Below are 15,662 nucleotides of genomic sequence, written 5' to 3' on the forward strand. Positions count from 1 at the left end.
TTAGGGTAATTTGCGCAGCCATGTTTGGCTAAGGATGAGTTCGAGGATCAAGAGCACCAGCCCCGCGCCCACGAACCAGCCGAACAAATCGTGGTAGCGCAGGAAGCGTTGCTCCTCGCGATCGGTTTTTTCCAGTTGATCAATCTCGTGATACACCGCGCGCAGTGCCTCGGTGCTTTCGGCGTAAAAAAACTTGCCGCCCGTGCGCGTGGCGATGTCGCGCAGGCGATCCTTATTGATGCCCACCAACTGATGATGACGCGGTAACCCAAACTGATCGCGCAACACCAGCTCCGTGCCTTCTTTGCCGATGCCGATGGTGTAAATTTTGATGCCCATCACCGCCGCCGCTTCGGCGGCTTCCTCGGGCTCCACCTTGCCGGTGTTGTTTTCTCCATCGGTCATCAAAATAATAATTTTGCTTTTGGAATCCTTAATGCCGCGCAGCCGGTTGACCGCCGCCGTGATGCCCGAACCAATCGCAGTGCCCTCGTCGTCGTTCTGCGGCGAAGCGGTGTCATTGTCAAAACGGTCAATATTCTCCAATAAATAATCGTGGTTCAAGGTTGGCGGACTGGCAATGAAGGCCAACCCGGAAAACACAATTAACCCAATCCGATCACTGGGCCGGCCCTCCACAAATTCTTTGAGCACTTGTTTTGAAATATCCAATCGCGTGACATTGCGGCCTTGGTTGCGAAAATCTTTTGCCTCCATGCTGTCGGACAAATCCAGCGTGAGCATAATATCAATTCCGCTGGCCTTGATGCGTTCGCGGCCTTCGCCCCATTGCGGGCGCGCAAGCCCGAGGATGCAAGCGGTGAGCGCCAGCCAGCGCAGTGCTGCCACCAGTCGACCTGCGCGATGCGGCGCGATGTGCGAGAATCGTTTCACCAACTTCAGTGACGAAAACACCACCGCCGGAGGCGCACCTGATGCCCCCTGCAACCACCCCGCCAGCGGGAGGAGCAGCAGCAACCCCAGCCACGCGGGATCTTCGAAGGTGAAATTGTTCATCGTGTTAATTGTGGTGGCGACACGCGCGGGGGCAGTGCGCCCGGCAGCGGCGGCGCGGTTTCTTTGACCAACTGCACTGCCATCGCGTGCAGTCGGCGGCAGTCTTCTTCAGTTGGCTCGTGCCGCGCGAATTTTGAGAGATCACAAAATTCCAGAAATTGCCCGAGCAAATCTTTTTGGGGTGGCGTCATTTGCGGGGCGCGATGGAGTTCATCCAAAAATTCTTCCGTCGTGCGCTCCGGCGCGTGGAATTCAAACCGTTCCCCGAGGTACATCCGCAAAATATCCGCCACCGCCCGCGCAAACAAAACCGGTGAAGGCAACAATCCCCAAACCTCGCGCAACTTCCGCAACGCCTCCGCATCCGGCGCGGGTAACACCGGCGCGCGCTTCGGCTCGCGCAACGCCCAAAATAACAGCACTGCTCCCGCTACAAACACCGCCAGTAAAACCCAAAGCGCCCAGTTCGAGCCCTCGCCCGTTTCCAAAACCAGCGGCGGTTTGATTTCCAGAATGTCAGTGAGATTCGTGTTGTTCATCCGGCTCCCGCTGGAAAGGTAACTCATGAAAGAGTGGGACAGAAGTTAGAAGTTGGAAGACAGGAGGCAGAATGCAATATGTAGCCTGGGCCGGTGGCCCGGGAGATTGAACCGCCAAGGCGCAAAGACGCCAAGGGGGGAATGAGCAATGACCAAAACCCAAGAACCAAGGAATGACAAATCACCAAGCCCCAAATTGGTTTTGTGAATTGGGGTTTCCTTGGGATTTGGGCCTTGGTCATTCCCCGGTAGGGACACGCCTCGCGCGTCCGTGGACACGTGAAGCGCGTCCCTGCCGTCGGCGTGTTTTGGGGACGGGCAAGTTCCCCCTTGCCCCAAATTGATTTTGTTGGGTGATAATAGGGACGAGGTGGAACTCATCCCTCCCGTCGCACTGCGGCGGTTTCGGAGAAACCGCCTTGCCCGCAACCTACCTTCGGCGTTCCAATCGGGTGCGGAAGAAGTGCGATAGCGCGGGGGCGTAGGGCTCGCCGGTGACGAGGCGGATGTGGTCGATGTTTAGGGCACCGAATTCTTTGACCAATGCGGCTTGGTCTTCGGCGCGGTGGGCGGCGAAGGCAGTGCGATCGGCTTCGGTTCGGAGGTGCAGTTCGCCGACTTCGCCGGTCTCGGCATCTTCGAGCACCAAGCGGCCGAGCGGGGGCAGGGCGTCTTCGTGCGGGTCGTTGATTTGGATGGCCACCACGTCGTGCCGGCGTTGGGCGCGGCGCAGGGCGGAGTGGGGGAGGGGATCGAGGAAATCAGAAATCACAATCATCACCGCGCGGCGGCGGAAGGTCTTTTGCAAATGCTGGAGGGCGGAGCGCAGATCGCCGGTGCGATGGACGGGGGTGTGATGCAAAATATCGCGCACGACGCGCAGCACGTGGCGTTTGCTTTTTCCCGGTCGCACATACTTTTCCACGTGATCGGAAAACAATGTGAGGCCGACTTTATCGTTGTTGCGCTGGGCGGCGAAGGCGAGCGCGGCGGCTACTTCGGCGGCGAGTTCCTGTTTGGTTTGCTCGCCACTGCCGAACCGCCCCGACGCGCTGATGTCCACCAGCAACATCACCGTCAGCTCGCGTTCCTCCACGAATTGTTTCACAAACGGCTGGTTCAATCGCGCCGTGACGTTCCAATCGATATTGCGCACCTCATCGCCGGGCTGATACTCGCGCACCTCATCAAAATCCATTCCCTGCCCGCGAAACACACTGCGGTATTGGCCGACCATCACATCGCTTACCAGCCGCTTAGTGCGGATTTCAATTTGGCGAACTTTTGAAGGGTTCAAAAGGCGGTTGAGGGTTGAGGGTTGTGGGGAAACCAATCGTCATTCGTAAATCGTCATTCGTAAATCACCTACGGCACCGGCATGTGATCCAGGAACAACGCCAGCACATGGTCGCTGGTTTTATCTTCGGCCTCGGCTTCGTAGCTTATTTGAATGCGATGACGCATCACGTCCGGCGCGATGGCCTTCACGTCTTGTGGCGTCACGTAGCCGCGCCCTTGCAGGAATGCGTGGGCCTTGGAGGCGAGCGTGAGGTAAATGGTGGCACGCGGCGAGGCGCCCAATTGGATGAGCCCCTGCGCGGGTACATTGAAAATCCCCGGATCCCGCGTCGCGCACACGAGGTTCACGATGTACTCCTTCACCTTGTCATCCACATAAATCGTATCCACAACCTTGCGCGCCGTGAGCACCTGCTCCACCGTCACCACCTGTTGGGCCACGGGCGTGCCTTCCGTCTTGGCCCAGTCCTCCAGAATTTGTCGCTCCTCCTTTTGGGTTGGATAATCCATCACCACCTTGAGCATAAAGCGATCCACCTGCGCCTCGGGCAATTGATACGTGCCCTCCTGTTCAATGGGATTTTCTGTCGCCATCACGAGAAACGGTTGTGGCAACGGATACGTTTGATCGCCGATGGTCACCTGTTTTTCCTGCATCGCTTCCAGCAACGCACTCTGTACCTTCGCCGGCGCGCGATTGATCTCATCGGCCAACAACAAATTTGCAAACACCGGCCCCTGCCGCGTGGTAAATTCCCCCGACTGTGGATTGTAAATCTGCGTCCCCGTCACATCCGCCGGCAACATATCCGGCGTAAACTGAATGCGCGAAAAGTCCACATTCAACGCCTCCGATAACGTCTTAATTGCCAGTGTCTTGGCAATCCCCGGTACGCCTTCGAGCAGCACGTGCCCATTGGCCAGCAAACTAATCACCAGCCGCTCCAGCAAATATTTTTGGCCGACAATCACCTTGCCCATCTCATCCATCAACGGCTGCACAAACGCCCCCGCCTCCGTCACCGCCGAATTATCGGCCTCAATTTCCGCGTGATTCATACGCGCGGAAGATAGGGGAAAAGGGGAGAGGGGGGAAGGATTTTGGGGTTTCGATTGATGAGGGGGGAGGGAGTGGGGAATGGGGAATGGGGATTTGGGAAATCTAGCCCGGGCTGGTGGCCTGGGGGTAGGGCTGGCTCTCCGAGCCGGCCGCGGCGCGCTGGGACAGCGCGCCCTACCTTTACCGGATTGTGGATCGCCCCGGTAGGGACGCGCTTTGCGCGTCCGACCCGGGCTCAACCCTCAACCCCCCGGGCCCTCAACCCACTCACAATTGCGTGAATAAATACCTTGCGGCGACTAGGTCTTTTTGGATTTGGGTTTTTAGGGCGGTGGGGGTTTCGAATTTTTGTTCTTCGCGGAGTTTGCCGACGAAGGTGAGGGCGAGGTCTTGGCCGTAGAGATCGCCTTCGAAATCGAGGAGGTGGGCTTCGACGTGCAGGCGGGGATCGGCATCGGCAAGGGTGGGGCGGTGGCCGATGTTGACGGCAGCGCGGTGGGTGGCTTCGCCGACTTGGGCGTGCGCGGCATAGACGCCGTTGGGGGGGAGGCAAAGGGCGGTGGCTTCAAGATTGGCGGTGGGATAGCCGAGGGTGCGGCCGCGTTGATCGCCTTGGATGACTTCGCCGGTGAGGGCGTATTCGCGCCCCAGCATTTGGCCGGCGGCATCGAGCTGGCCCGCCTCAATGGCTTGGCGGATGCGGGTGCTGCTGACGGTTTCGTCATCCAGCGAAACGCTGGCGAGTCCGTGCACAATGAAATTCATTTCCTGCCCGAGGCGTTGGAGGAGGTCCACATTGCCCTGGCGTTGATGGCCGAAGGCGAAGTGGGCACCGACACAGATGGATTGGATTCGGCCAAGGTCAACGTATAATCCCTGAATAAACATCTCGGCGGGAATTTGGCTCATCGTCTCATCGAAGGGGAGGAGGAGGGTGGCTTCGATGCCGAGGGCTTCGATGGCGGCAAGGCGTTGGGGGAGGTGCTGGATGAGGCCGGGGGCGCGGTCGGGGGCAAGCACGGCGGCGGGGTGTTGAGAAAATGTCACGCACAGCGGTGTGGCCTCAAGCTGGTGCGCATCGGAGACGGCCTGGCGAAGGACTTGTTGGTGTCCGAGATGGACGCCATCGAAGAGGCCAATGGCGCAGCAGACGCGGCCGTTGGGGGGCTGCACTTCGCGGGCGTCGTGGAGGATTCTCATTCGTCGGTGGCGGGCAGGAACATTCGGGCGATATCGAGCAGCGAAACCATCCGCGCGGGGAGTTCCTCGGCGGGCAGCTTGACGAGGTCTTCAAGGCGGATGGCCGTGGCGACGTTGAATTTGCCGGACTCCGTGCGGTGAAGGGCGCTCAAGTGCGCGCCGCAGCCGAGGGTTTGCCCCAGCTCGTGGGCGAGGCTGCGGACGTAGGTACCTTTGGTGCAATGGACGCGGAAGCGGGCGACGGGCTCTTTGTACTCGTTGAAATCGTAGGAATAAATATGGATCGGCTTGGCCTCGCGTTCAATGGTCCTGCCTTTGCGGGCGAGTTTGTAAAGCGGCACACCGTCTTTTTTAACGGCGGAAACCATCGGTGGTTTTTGCTGGATGTCGCCAGTGAATTTGCGCGCGGCGAGGTTGAGGGCGTCGCAATCGAGCGGCGGCACGGGGGAGGTGGTCGTCACTTCGCCTTGGGCGTCGTAGCTGTCGGTGGCTTGGCCGAAGGTGATGGCGCCTTCATAGACCTTATCGTCGGCAGTGAGTTTTTGCGAAAGCTTGGTGGCGCGGCCGAGCAGGAGAATGAGCAGGCCGGTGGCGGCGGGATCGAGCGTGCCACAGTGGCCGACTTTTTTGATGCGAAAGAGATTGCGGACGATGTCCACGATGTCGTGCGAGGTAGGCCCGGCGGGTTTATCGATGAGCAGCGCGCCGTTGAGTTCGGATTCCGGTTGAGGATGGGGCATCAGACTTTTCCGTTGGCTTGGCGAAGGGCGGATTTCACAGCGGTCAATACGTTGCGTTGGGTGGCGCGTTGCGTGCCGAGAATGCGCGCGCCGGCGGCGGACATATGCCCGCCCCCGCCGAAGTCCATTGCGATGGTGGAGACATCCAGCTTGGGCAGTTTGGAACGCAAACTGATGCGCGTGATGTCCGGTTTGATTTCCTCAAAGAGGCACGCGACCTTTACGCCCTGAATATCGCGGATGTGATCGATGAGCCCTTCACTTTCATCAGGCACCGCGCCGGCTTTTTTGTAATCAGCCTGGCGGATCCAAAAGTACGCGACTTGGCCTTGCTCGATGAGCTGGAAGCTGTTGTACATATGCTTCTGCAGTTTCACGCGCGAGAGGGGGTAGCTTTGGTAAACTTCATCGCAAATGCGGGCGAGATTCGCGCCGCAGTTCACCAGCTCGGCGGCGGCGTGGTAAGTGGACGGGCGCGTGGTGGGATACTGGAAACTGCCGGTGTCGGTGCTGATGGCGGTGAAGAGGCAATCGGCAATGAGCGGCGTGACGGACCACTTGGCCTGTTTGATGAGGCGGAAAATCATCTCGCCCGTGCTCGCGCTTTTGCTGTCCACCCAGTTGAGGTCGCCATAGCGGGTGTTGGAATTGTGGTGATCGATATTGATGAGCGTGCCGCGTTTACTGACGGTTTCGCGGATGGTGCCGAGGCGCTCGTGGTTGGCGCAGTCGGTGACGAACACGCAATCGAAGGGGCGGCGCTTCTGCGCACTGCGTAATATTTTTTTCGGGTCAAGGAACGCCAGTTTGTCGGGCATTGCATCTTGATTAAACACAGTGACTTTTTTGCCAAGATCACGCAGGGCGTAGGCAAGTGCGAGCTCGCTGCCAATGCAATCGCCATCGGGCCGCATATGGCCGCCGATGGCAAAGGTGTCGCCTTCGTTCACGGAGCGGATAATGCGGTCGATGATTTTAAGCGTGCGCATCAGTCGTCGTCTTTCGCATCGCCAACGGTGGATTCAGGCGGGTTGGTTTGCTCCATTTCTTCGAGGATGGACATCACGCGGTTGCCGGCCTCGATGGCGTCGTCCAGCTCGAATTTAATGCGCGGGGTGTACTTGAGCACCACCTCGCGGCCGAGCATATATTGGATGCGCGAGCGTTCGGATTTCAGGCGGTTGGCGGCGGTGCGTTTTTGTGCATCGCTGCCGAGCACGCTAACGAAGATCATCGCGGAGTGGAGGTCATTCGCCATTCCGACATCGTTGACGGTGATGAGGCCGCAGGATTCGGAGTCCAGTTCGCGCCGGAGGATTTCGCCGACCGTGCGTTTGAGGAGTTCGCGGACGCGTTGTTGGCGGAGCGAGGGCATGCGCGGTGTGTGGCTGGGGTTAAAGAGTGGCGGCGATTTGTTCGGTGGTGATGCTCTGGATGAGATCGCCTTCCTGATAATCATCAAAGCCCTCGACGCGGATGCCGCATTCCATTCCCGATCGCACGACATCGGCGTTGTCTTTGAAACGCTTGAGCGTGGTCACTTTGCCGGTGTGCAGCACTTTGTCATTGCGCGTCACACGCACTTTGCCGCGGTTGATGCGGCCATCGGTGACCATGCAGCCGGCCACCACGCCGCCTTTGCTGAGCGGGAAAAGTTGGCGCACTTCGGCGGTGCCAATGATGACCTGTTTTTCCTCGGGATCGAGCAGGCCGGCCATCGCGTCCTTCACTTCGTCGATGAGTTCGTAAATAATTTTGTACTGCTTAATTTGCACACCGTGATGTTTGGCGACGTCCGGCGCGCCTTTGTCCACACGCGTGTGGAAGCCAAGGACAACCGCCGAGGAGGACGCAGCGAGGTTGATGTCGCTTTCGCTCACGGTGCCGACGGCACTATGGATGACTTCAAGATTGACCTTGTCCGATTCAATTTTGCCGAGCGATTCCACGATCGCTTCGGCGGAGCCTTGAGTGTCGGCCTTGATGATGACCTTCAGCGTCTTGGCCGTGGCGGCCTCAATGGTGTCGAACAGGTTCTCCAATGTAACCCCCGCGGCGCGGCCATCGAGCCGTTGTTTGTGAGCGATTTCGCCGCGTTCTTCGGCGAGGTCGCGTGCTGCTTTTTCGTGTTCCACCGCGTGAAAATCATCGCCCGCTTCGGGTACGCCATTGAGGCCGAGGAGTTTGACGGCGTACGACGGTCCGGCTGTTTTCAATCGTTCACCTTCTTCATTAATCAGCGCGCGGGCTTTACCGTAATACTGGCCACAAATTACAAGGTCACCCAGGTTGAGCGTGCCTTTGCGGACGATGACCGTGGCGGTGGGGCCGCCCGGTTCCATTCCGCTTTCCACCACGTTGCCGGCGGCGCGGCGGTCGGGGTTGGCCTTTAGCTCGAGCAATTCGGACTGCAGCAAAACGGCGTCCAGCAGTTTATCGATGCCCTCGCCCTTGAGCGCGGAGACGTCAACGAAGAGTGTGTCGCCCCCCCAATCCTCGGCGGACAGGCCGTGCTCGCTCATTTGCTCGCGCGCGCGCATCGGGTTGGCGCCGTGTACATCACATTTGTTGACTGCGACGATTATTGTCGCGCCGGAAGCTTTGGCATGGTTGATGGATTCGATGGTCTGCGGCATCACGCCGTCGTCGGCGGCGATAACCAGCACGATGAGGTCGGTGACATTTGCACCGCGCGCACGCATCGCGCTGAAGGCGGCGTGGCCGGGGGTATCCAAAAAAGTGATGGGCTCGAGGCGTTTTTTGTCTTCGGGGTGGGGGACGTCGATGGAGTAGGCGCCGATGTGCTGAGTGATGCCGCCGGCTTCGCCGGAGACTACATTGGCGCTGCGGATGGCATCGAGCAGGGTAGTTTTGCCGTGATCCACGTGGCCCATTACGGCGACCACGGGTGGGCGTGGTTTGAGATCACCCTCGGCATCGTCGAGGTCCAGCTCGAGCTTTTTCTCGGGCACCGGTGCGGGGGCAGCGGCATCGCGCTGCCGTTTTTTGGCTTCGAACCTAAATCCGTTTTTGGCGCAAAGCTGCTTGGCCGTCGGCTCGTCAACCGCTTGGTTCACGTTGGCAAACACACCGAGATGCATCAAGTCGGCGATGAGTTGGAATGGTTTGCGGCGGATGGCCTCGGCCAGTTCGCGCACCATAATCGGTGGCTTGAGGGTGATGACCGGCGCGTCGGCCTTGGCAACGTAACGGGGCTTGGCCGGTTGGGCGTCGCGCTTTGCGGCGGGCTTGTCGGCGGGTTTCTTTTTGTCTTCCTTTTTATCGCGCCGTCCGCGCGCTTCGCGGCGGATGGGCATATTGCCTAAATCAATAAAGCCGATCTTTTCGCCAACCTTCGGCCCGGCAGGTTCTTCGGGGGCGGCAGGTGTTGAGGGCGCTTCTGGTTCCGTCGCAGCTTCGGCTGTGGGGGCTTCGGTGGGTTCAGCCGTTGCGGGTTCTTCCGCAGCTTCGGGTCCGGATTCTTCTTCGGGTTTCAGCTCGGGTTCAGGTTCAGATTCTTCCTCGGGTTCCGGCTCGGGTTCCGGTGCCACAATCAAAACGGGACCGCTTTCTACTGGTGTGGCGGCTTCTGCTTTTTTGGCTTCGGCGGCGGCGTCGGCTTGTTCCTCGGCGGGGGCAAGTTCCTTGGCGATTTCCTGTTCTAGATATTCGCCGGTGATTTTATCGAGCGAACTGGACGCAACGCGCGCATTGGCGATTCCGAGGTCCTTGGCTTTGGCCAGCACCTCTTTGCTCTGGATACCCAGTTTCTTGGCGATGTCGTAAATGCGTACGGGCATATTTGGCTTTAGTCTGTCTTGATGTCGGCGGCGGGCTCGGTAGCCTCCGTGGTTTCGTCGTCAGTGTCGGGTTCGGCTTCCGTTTCTTCGGTCGCGGGTTCTTCAGTGGTTTCGGCGGCCTCCGGTTGTGGGGCAGATTCTTCTTCGGCTGGAGTTTCGGTGGCTTCCGTTTCAGTCGCGCTGTTAACCACGGAGGCGAGCGCGGTCATAATTGTTTCCGCGTGCGGGGCGAGATCGGGGATTTCCGCGAGGTCGGCGGCTTCGGCTTGTTGCAAATCGGCCACGGAATGGAAGCCGCTTTGGACAAGCGTTTGCGCGAGCGTATCGTCGATGCCGGGTAGAGCGGTCATCGCGGCTACGGCGCTGGCGACTTGGTCATCGAAGGAGAGGACTTCCACTTGGTACGCTTCGATATCGATATGCCAGCGGACGAGCTTTTGGGCGAGGCGCGCGTTTTGGCCGCGCTTGCCGATGGCAAGTGAAAGTTGGTCTTCATTAACAAAAACCTGAATGCGTTTGTCGGCCTCATTGATTTTGAGGGTTTTGATTTCCGCAGGCTTCAGGGCTTCGATGACGAAAGTGCTGATGTCCGGGCTCCAGTGGATGATGTCCACTTTTTCGTTATTCAGCTCGCGTACGATGTTTTTCACGCGTTGACCACGCAAGCCTACGCAAGCGCCCACGGGATCCACCCGGCTGTCGGCCGAATGCACGGCGAGCTTGGTGCGCCAGCCCGGCTCGCGGGCGACGGCGATGATCTCCACCGTGCCGTCGGCGATCTCGGTGACTTCCTGCGTAAAAAGTTTAATGACAAAATTCGGGTCGGCGCGGGAGAGAATAATTTCCGGGCCACGTCCGGTTTCTTCTACGGCTTTGACGTAGCAGCGTAGTTGCTCGCCCGGCTGATATTCTTCGATGGGCACTCGCTCGCGGTTGGGCAGCAACGCCTCGTACCGGCCGAGGTCGATGATCACGTCGCTGCGCTCAAAGCGCCGGACGGTGCCGCGCACAATGTCGCCGGTGCGGTCTTTGAATTCCTCGAAGATGAGCGCCTTTTCAGCGCGTCGGATGTATTGCTTGAGATTTTGATTGGCGTACTGCGCGGCGATACGGCCGAAACCGGTGGGGGTAACTTCCTTTTCAATCTCGTCACCGGCCTTGGCGTCGTCCTTGAATTGCATCGCGTCGAAGCGCGAAATTTCGTCCTGCTCATTCTGCACGCGATCCACCACGAGCAGCCGCGCAAAGGCGCGGATTTCCCCGGACTTGGGATCCGTCTCAACACGTAAATCTCGACTGGCGCCAACGGCCTTTTTTGCCGCAGCGAGAATCGCTTCGTTGATCGCCTCAGTCAGTGCCTCGCGGCTGATGCCTTTTTCTTTTTCGTAAAAATCCAGCAGAGCCAAAAACTCCGCGCTGTTTATGCCTTTATCCATATATTGGGCGCCTTTCACGGGTGGGTTGCCGGGCACTTTGACCCCATCGGGGGAACAAAAAAGCCGGTATTAAACCGACTTGCCGCATCTGGCTCCACGAGCCAATACCTACCTGTCGGGCGGAGATTAGGCGCGGGGCGGGTTAGCGTCAAGGGCAAACCAACCGCTTGCGGGCAGGGGCACCGGGCGGTAAACTCGCCGAATGAGCGATCACGAAACTAACCCCACGCCGCCTGTTTTGCCCCAGAACCCGCAGCCCTATCCCCGCTCCACCGGCGCGGGGCGTTGGGTGTTTACGTTCCTGTTTTTAACGCTGGGGGGCATCTTGTTGCTGGGGGGGTGGTTTGTTTCTTCCGTGGGTGAGGCGATGGATTCGCTGGCGGCGCCCGCAGATCTTTATTCCGAAACCATCGTGCGCAGTGGCGACACCGGAGAGCGCATCGCCATCGTTCCAGTCACCGGTGTCATCACCAGCTATGGGCTCAGTGCGGAGCAAAATATGGTGACGCGGATCAAGAAACAGTTCGACCTCGCCGCTGCCGATTCCCGCATCAAGGCGGTCATTCTCCACATCGATTCCCCCGGTGGCGAAGTGCTTGCCTCCGATGAAATCCACAAGGCTATCGTGGATTTCCAGGCCGACACCGGCAAACCCGTCATCGCCTCGATGGGCGGGATGGCCGCGTCCGGCGGTTATTACGTCGCCGCTCCGTGTCAGCTCATCGTCGCCAACAAACTCACCATCACCGGCTCTATTGGCGTCATTATGCAGTCCATAAATTTACACGGGTTGATGGATAAAGTCGGGGTCCAAGCGGTTACCATTAAGAGCGGCGCCAACAAAGATATGCTTTCACCCTTCAATCCGCCGGAGGACACTAGCGATGAGCAACAAAAAATTCTGCAGGATTTTATCGATTCCACTTACGAACAATTCGCCACCATCGTCAAGGATGGCCGCGAAAAGAAAGGTCGCCGTACGAACAAACATGCTAAAGAATTAGTCGCTGATTGGAAGGACTACGCCGATGGCCGCATCCTTACCGGTGCGCAAGCGCTCGAGCTGGGGATGGTGGATAAGCTCGGCAACTTCGACGCCGCCATCCGCCTCGCCGAAGATATCACCGGCATTCCCGAGGACACCGCCCGCCTTGTGCGGCATGATCCGCCCGTAGATTATTTGGGCATCTTCAACCTCTTCACCAAAAGCAGCACTCCGCCCGCGGGCAGCACCGTGAAGGTTGATCTCGGGCTCAACCCCATTTCGCTTCGGCCCGGATTGCCCTATTACATCGCCCCCCATCTTTTTGCCCAATAGTTTTTTTGAAAAACGTCCACCTCATCCAGCACCCCCTCGCGCAAGCACGGCTCGCCACCTTGCGCGACAAGACCACGCCGCATCCGGAATTTCGCCGCACCCTCGGCCAGCTCGGGCTGCATTTGCTGCACGAGGCCACCGCCGATTTGGCAGTTAAACAAAAGCGTGTGCGGACCCCACTCGGCCCCGCGCCCGCCACCGTGCCCGCGCGCGAAATCCTGCTCGTCCCCATTCTGCGCGCGGGGCAGGGGCTCATCACCCTCGCCGATCAAATCCTCCCCGAAGCCCGCATCGGCTACCTCGGCATTGCCCGCAACGAAACCACCCTCCAACCCGAATGGTACCTCGAAAAACTCCCGCCGCGGTTGGGCCGGTTTGAAGTATTGGTGGTCGACCCCATGCTCGCCACCGCCGGCAGCGCCATCGCCGCCGGACAACTTTTACAAAAGCGCGGCGCGAAGCACCTTCGCTTCATCCACGCCCTCGCCGCCCCCGAAGGCCTCCGCGCGTTGCGGCGGGCTTTTCCCAAAAACCAAATTTACACCGCCGCCCTCGATAGTCACCTCAACAAAAACGGCTACATCATCCCCGGGCTTGGTGATGCCGGGGACCGCTGTTTTGGATGTTAAACTCCATTTTCACTCGAGGGTTTTTCGGTCGTTGTCGTCTATTTGCTTGCCCCGAGGGGTGGATTGATTAGCTTTCCCGCGCATGGCTGCTGCCCGCAAAACATCACCCAAGAAAACCGCCAAGAAAAAAGCGGTGGCCAAGAAGCGTGCCTCCGCCAAGGAAAATTCGGCCAGGAAAAAATCTGTGCGAAAGCCCAAACCCATCTCGGTGATTTCGCACATCAAACAACCCGATCACACGGGGGGGGCGTATGGCGAAAATTCGGCCATCAATATTTATCTCAAGGAGATTGCCCGGACCCCGCTGGTTAAGCCCGCCGAGGAAGTGGCACTCGCCGCGCGGATCAAGCAAGGCGATGAGGAGGCTGAGCAACATCTGATCAAAGCGAATCTTCGGCTCGTGGTGAAGATCGCCCGCGACTACGACGGCCTCGGCTTGCCTTTGCTGGACCTCATCGAGGAAGGCAACTTGGGGCTGATGAAAGCCGTGAAACGGTTTGACCCCAGCAAGGGCGGCAAGCTTTCCACCTACGGCTCGTGGTGGATCAAGCAATCCATCAAACGCGCACTCTCAAACAAATCCAAAACCATTCGCTTGCCTGTGCATTTGGTGGATAAAATTTCCAAAATGCGCCTCGCATCCATTAAGTTGCAGGAACACCTCGGCCGCGAACCCACCGACGAGGAGATTGCCGAGGAGATGCATCTGCCGCCCGCGAAGGTGATGCAGCTGCGCGCCGCCGCCATTCGCCCCGCCTCGCTCGATGCCCCGCTGGGCGATGCCGACGAGCCCGATACGCTCGCCGATGTAGTAGAAGACGACCATATGCACACGCCTTATCAGGATTTGGAGGACAAAACAGTGTTTGCAATGTTACATAAAATGCTTGATAGCATCGATGGTCGCGAGGCGGATATTTTGCGCTATCGCTTTGGCTTCGGAGAGGGCGACGAAATGCGCACGCTCGAAGATGTGGGCGAACATTTCGGCGTCACCCGCGAACGCGTCCGGCAAATTCAAAATGTTGCACTCGGCCGCCTACGCCGATTGATTACTAAATTCGAACACATCAAAGACCACCACTGATGAGCAAAGTAACCGTCGGCGATCTCGAGGCCGCCATCCGCAATGTGCCCGATTTCCCCAAGCCGGGCATTCAATTCAAAGACATCACCCCCGTCCTCGGCAACGCCGCACTTTTTGCCGGCTCCATCGATCTCCTCGCCTCGCATCACGCTGATTCGCGCATCGACGCTGTGGTGGGCATCGATGCGCGCGGCTTCATCTTTGCCGCCGCCGCCGCGCGCCAGCTCGATGCCGCCTTTGTGCCCATCCGCAAAAAAGGCAAACTTCCGCACAAAACCATCGAAGAAAATTTCGAGCTCGAATACGGCGAAGACACCGTGGCCATTCACGAGGATGCCCTTCAACCCGGCGCGCGCGTGCTGCTCCTCGATGACCTTCTCGCCACCGGCGGCACCGCGGCCGCCGCCGCCAGCCTCGTCCAGAAAGTCGGCGCCGAAATCGTCGAGATCGGTTTCCTTATCGAACTCAGCTTCCTCAATGGCCGCGAAAAACTCAATGGTCATCCCATCCACTCCGTCATCACCTATTAAGCGATGACCCGCACCGCAGTCTTCCCGCTGCGTGATTACAATCTCGCCGCCACGCTGACCTCCGGCCAATCCTTTCGCTGGCGCGAAGTGGATGGTGCCTGGGAAAACGTCCTCACTGGCCGTTGGGTACGCTTGGCAATCGATGGCCAAACCCTCACCGCCCGCGTTGCCCGACCTATCGGAGACTGGCAATGGCTGCGCGATTACCTGCAGCTCGATCTCGATCTGCAAACCATCTACGACGGATTCCCTGCCGATGATCCGCATCTCGCCGCTGCGCGCGGCACGTGTCATGGTTTACGCCTTCTGAAGCAGGATCCCTGGGAAACCCTCGCCGGTTTCATCTGTTCTTCCAATAAACAGATCGTACAGATTGAGCAAATCATCGGCGAGGTGTGCGACCGATTTGGTGAACCGGTACGTGACAATTGGAAATCCTTCCCCACCGCCGATCGCATTGCCACCTGTACTGAGGCCGAACTTCGCGCCTGCCGCATGGGTTACCGTGCCAAGTACCTCCTCGACAGCGCCCAAATGATCACGCGCGGTGAACTCAACCTCGAATCGTTGCGCTCAATGTCCTACGACGAGGCCTGCGCCGAAATTCAGCGGCTTCCCGGCATTGGCCCCAAGGTCGCTGATTGCATCCTGCTGTTTGCCTACGGCTACCCCGAGGCGTTTCCCGTCGACACCTGGATCATCAAGGCCTTGCACCAACTTTACTTTCCCCGCCGCGCCCCCAAGCCCAAGCGGCTGCAGGCCTTTATCAAAAAGCACTTCGCTCCGCACCACGGCTACGCCCAGCAATATTTGTTTCATCACGTCCGCACGCAGGGCGGTTTGTTGGAGGAAACTAGTTAAGAGTAGGGGGTTAGTCTACTTTACACGACCAGTGCGTTGGGCATTCTGCCCCCCCCATTGGCCAAGGACTTTGGGCCGGGCCTTTGGGAGTCGGTCTTGATGGCATAGAGCTTGTTGTCCCTTGACCCGACGTAAACCGTGCCATC

15 protein-coding genes are annotated in these 15,662 nt (G+C 58.8%); 5 read left to right on the plus strand and 10 right to left on the minus strand.

All coding sequences use genetic code 11. From position 1 onward, the window contains the following. From H8E27_09695 to nusA, 10 genes are all read right to left on the minus strand, one after another. Entirely contained in the window at window positions 1–1,017 is a 1,017-nt protein-coding gene (locus H8E27_09695) for a VWA domain-containing protein (GenBank protein MBC8325884.1), read from the minus strand. After that, window positions 1,014–1,556 (minus strand): hypothetical protein, encoded by a 543-nt coding sequence (locus tag H8E27_09700; protein MBC8325885.1) that lies wholly within the window; start codon window positions 1,554–1,556, stop codon window positions 1,014–1,016. The genes H8E27_09695 and H8E27_09700 overlap by 4 nt, the downstream gene beginning before the upstream one ends. A gap of 430 nt (window positions 1,557–1,986) precedes the next feature. Further along, window positions 1,987–2,793: a DUF58 domain-containing protein gene (locus tag H8E27_09705; GenBank protein ID MBC8325886.1), complete on the minus strand. Its 807-nt coding sequence runs from the start codon at window positions 2,791–2,793 to the stop codon at window positions 1,987–1,989. A 128-nt stretch (window positions 2,794–2,921) separates the two neighbouring features. Continuing rightward, the gene (locus H8E27_09710; GenBank protein ID MBC8325887.1) at window positions 2,922–3,914 is read right to left on the minus strand and encodes a MoxR family ATPase; all 993 of its coding nucleotides are present in this window, start codon (window positions 3,912–3,914) and stop codon (window positions 2,922–2,924) included. A gap of 268 nt (window positions 3,915–4,182) precedes the next feature. Next, window positions 4,183–5,115, minus strand: coding sequence for a bifunctional riboflavin kinase/FAD synthetase (locus H8E27_09715; GenBank protein MBC8325888.1), 933 nt, complete (start codon window positions 5,113–5,115; stop codon window positions 4,183–4,185). Next, window positions 5,112–5,855: a tRNA pseudouridine(55) synthase TruB gene (truB, locus tag H8E27_09720; protein ID MBC8325889.1), complete on the minus strand. Its 744-nt coding sequence runs from the start codon at window positions 5,853–5,855 to the stop codon at window positions 5,112–5,114. Before truB ends, H8E27_09715 begins: the two co-directional genes overlap by 4 nt. Then, a complete protein-coding gene (locus H8E27_09725; protein ID MBC8325890.1) occupies window positions 5,855–6,844 on the minus strand; it encodes a bifunctional oligoribonuclease/PAP phosphatase NrnA in 990 nt (329 codons plus the stop codon). Before H8E27_09725 ends, truB begins: the two co-directional genes overlap by 1 nt. Continuing rightward, a complete protein-coding gene (rbfA, locus tag H8E27_09730) occupies window positions 6,844–7,230 on the minus strand; it encodes a 30S ribosome-binding factor RbfA (GenBank protein ID MBC8325891.1) in 387 nt (128 codons plus the stop codon). Before rbfA ends, H8E27_09725 begins: the two co-directional genes overlap by 1 nt. 19 nt (window positions 7,231–7,249) lie before the next feature. Beyond that, window positions 7,250–9,655: a translation initiation factor IF-2 gene (infB, locus tag H8E27_09735; protein MBC8325892.1), complete on the minus strand. Its 2,406-nt coding sequence runs from the start codon at window positions 9,653–9,655 to the stop codon at window positions 7,250–7,252. Window positions 9,656–9,663: 8 nt separating this feature from the next. Continuing rightward, on the minus strand, window positions 9,664–11,091 hold the full coding sequence (nusA, locus tag H8E27_09740) for a transcription termination factor NusA (GenBank protein MBC8325893.1): 1,428 nt from the start codon (window positions 11,089–11,091) through the stop codon (window positions 9,664–9,666). A gap of 202 nt (window positions 11,092–11,293) precedes the next feature. Between nusA and sppA the strand changes: the two genes are divergently transcribed. The 5 genes from sppA (at window position 11,294) to H8E27_09765 (ending at window position 15,516) form a co-directional block, all read left to right on the plus strand. Beyond that, window positions 11,294–12,409, plus strand: coding sequence for a signal peptide peptidase SppA (sppA, locus tag H8E27_09745; protein MBC8325894.1), 1,116 nt, complete (start codon window positions 11,294–11,296; stop codon window positions 12,407–12,409). Window positions 12,410–12,432: 23 nt separating this feature from the next. Next, entirely contained in the window at window positions 12,433–13,038 is a 606-nt protein-coding gene (gene upp, locus H8E27_09750; GenBank protein MBC8325895.1) for a uracil phosphoribosyltransferase, read from the plus strand. An 82-nt stretch (window positions 13,039–13,120) separates the two neighbouring features. After that, a complete protein-coding gene (locus H8E27_09755) occupies window positions 13,121–14,125 on the plus strand; it encodes a sigma-70 family RNA polymerase sigma factor (protein ID MBC8325896.1) in 1,005 nt (334 codons plus the stop codon). Beyond that, window positions 14,125–14,655 (plus strand): adenine phosphoribosyltransferase, encoded by a 531-nt coding sequence (locus H8E27_09760; GenBank protein ID MBC8325897.1) that lies wholly within the window; start codon window positions 14,125–14,127, stop codon window positions 14,653–14,655. The genes H8E27_09755 and H8E27_09760 overlap by 1 nt, the downstream gene beginning before the upstream one ends. 3 nt (window positions 14,656–14,658) lie before the next feature. After that, window positions 14,659–15,516: a hypothetical protein gene (locus tag H8E27_09765; GenBank protein MBC8325898.1), complete on the plus strand. Its 858-nt coding sequence runs from the start codon at window positions 14,659–14,661 to the stop codon at window positions 15,514–15,516. Window positions 15,517–15,662: the final 146 nt, after the last annotated feature.

The organism is Limisphaerales bacterium, from assembly GCA_014382585.1.
Lineage (GTDB): Bacteria > Verrucomicrobiota > Verrucomicrobiia > Limisphaerales > UBA1100 > JACNJL01.

Bases quoted from the DNA above. Each gene is read 5' to 3' on its own strand.
- H8E27_09695 (MBC8325884.1), bottom strand. From the start codon at position 1,017: ATGAACAATTTCACCTTCGAAGATCCCGCGTGGCTGGGGTTGCTGCTG.
- H8E27_09700 (MBC8325885.1), bottom strand. From the start codon at position 1,556: ATGAACAACACGAATCTCACTGACATTCTGGAAATCAAACCGCCGCTG.
- H8E27_09705 (MBC8325886.1), bottom strand. From the start codon at position 2,793: ATGGTCGGCCAATACCGCAGTGTGTTTCGCGGGCAGGGAATGGATTTT.
- H8E27_09710 (MBC8325887.1), bottom strand. From the start codon at position 3,914: ATGAATCACGCGGAAATTGAGGCCGATAATTCGGCGGTGACGGAGGCG.
- H8E27_09715 (MBC8325888.1), bottom strand. From the start codon at position 5,115: ATGAGAATCCTCCACGACGCCCGCGAAGTGCAGCCCCCCAACGGCCGC.
- truB (MBC8325889.1), bottom strand. From the start codon at position 5,855: ATGCCCCATCCTCAACCGGAATCCGAACTCAACGGCGCGCTGCTCATC.
- H8E27_09725 (MBC8325890.1), bottom strand. From the start codon at position 6,844: ATGCGCACGCTTAAAATCATCGACCGCATTATCCGCTCCGTGAACGAA.
- rbfA (MBC8325891.1), bottom strand. From the start codon at position 7,230: ATGCCCTCGCTCCGCCAACAACGCGTCCGCGAACTCCTCAAACGCACG.
- infB (MBC8325892.1), bottom strand. From the start codon at position 9,655: ATGCCCGTACGCATTTACGACATCGCCAAGAAACTGGGTATCCAGAGC.
- nusA (MBC8325893.1), bottom strand. From the start codon at position 11,091: ATGGATAAAGGCATAAACAGCGCGGAGTTTTTGGCTCTGCTGGATTTT.
- sppA (MBC8325894.1), top strand. From the start codon at position 11,294: ATGAGCGATCACGAAACTAACCCCACGCCGCCTGTTTTGCCCCAGAAC.
- H8E27_09755 (MBC8325896.1), top strand. From the start codon at position 13,121: ATGGCTGCTGCCCGCAAAACATCACCCAAGAAAACCGCCAAGAAAAAA.
- H8E27_09760 (MBC8325897.1), top strand. From the start codon at position 14,125: ATGAGCAAAGTAACCGTCGGCGATCTCGAGGCCGCCATCCGCAATGTG.
- H8E27_09765 (MBC8325898.1), top strand. From the start codon at position 14,659: ATGACCCGCACCGCAGTCTTCCCGCTGCGTGATTACAATCTCGCCGCC.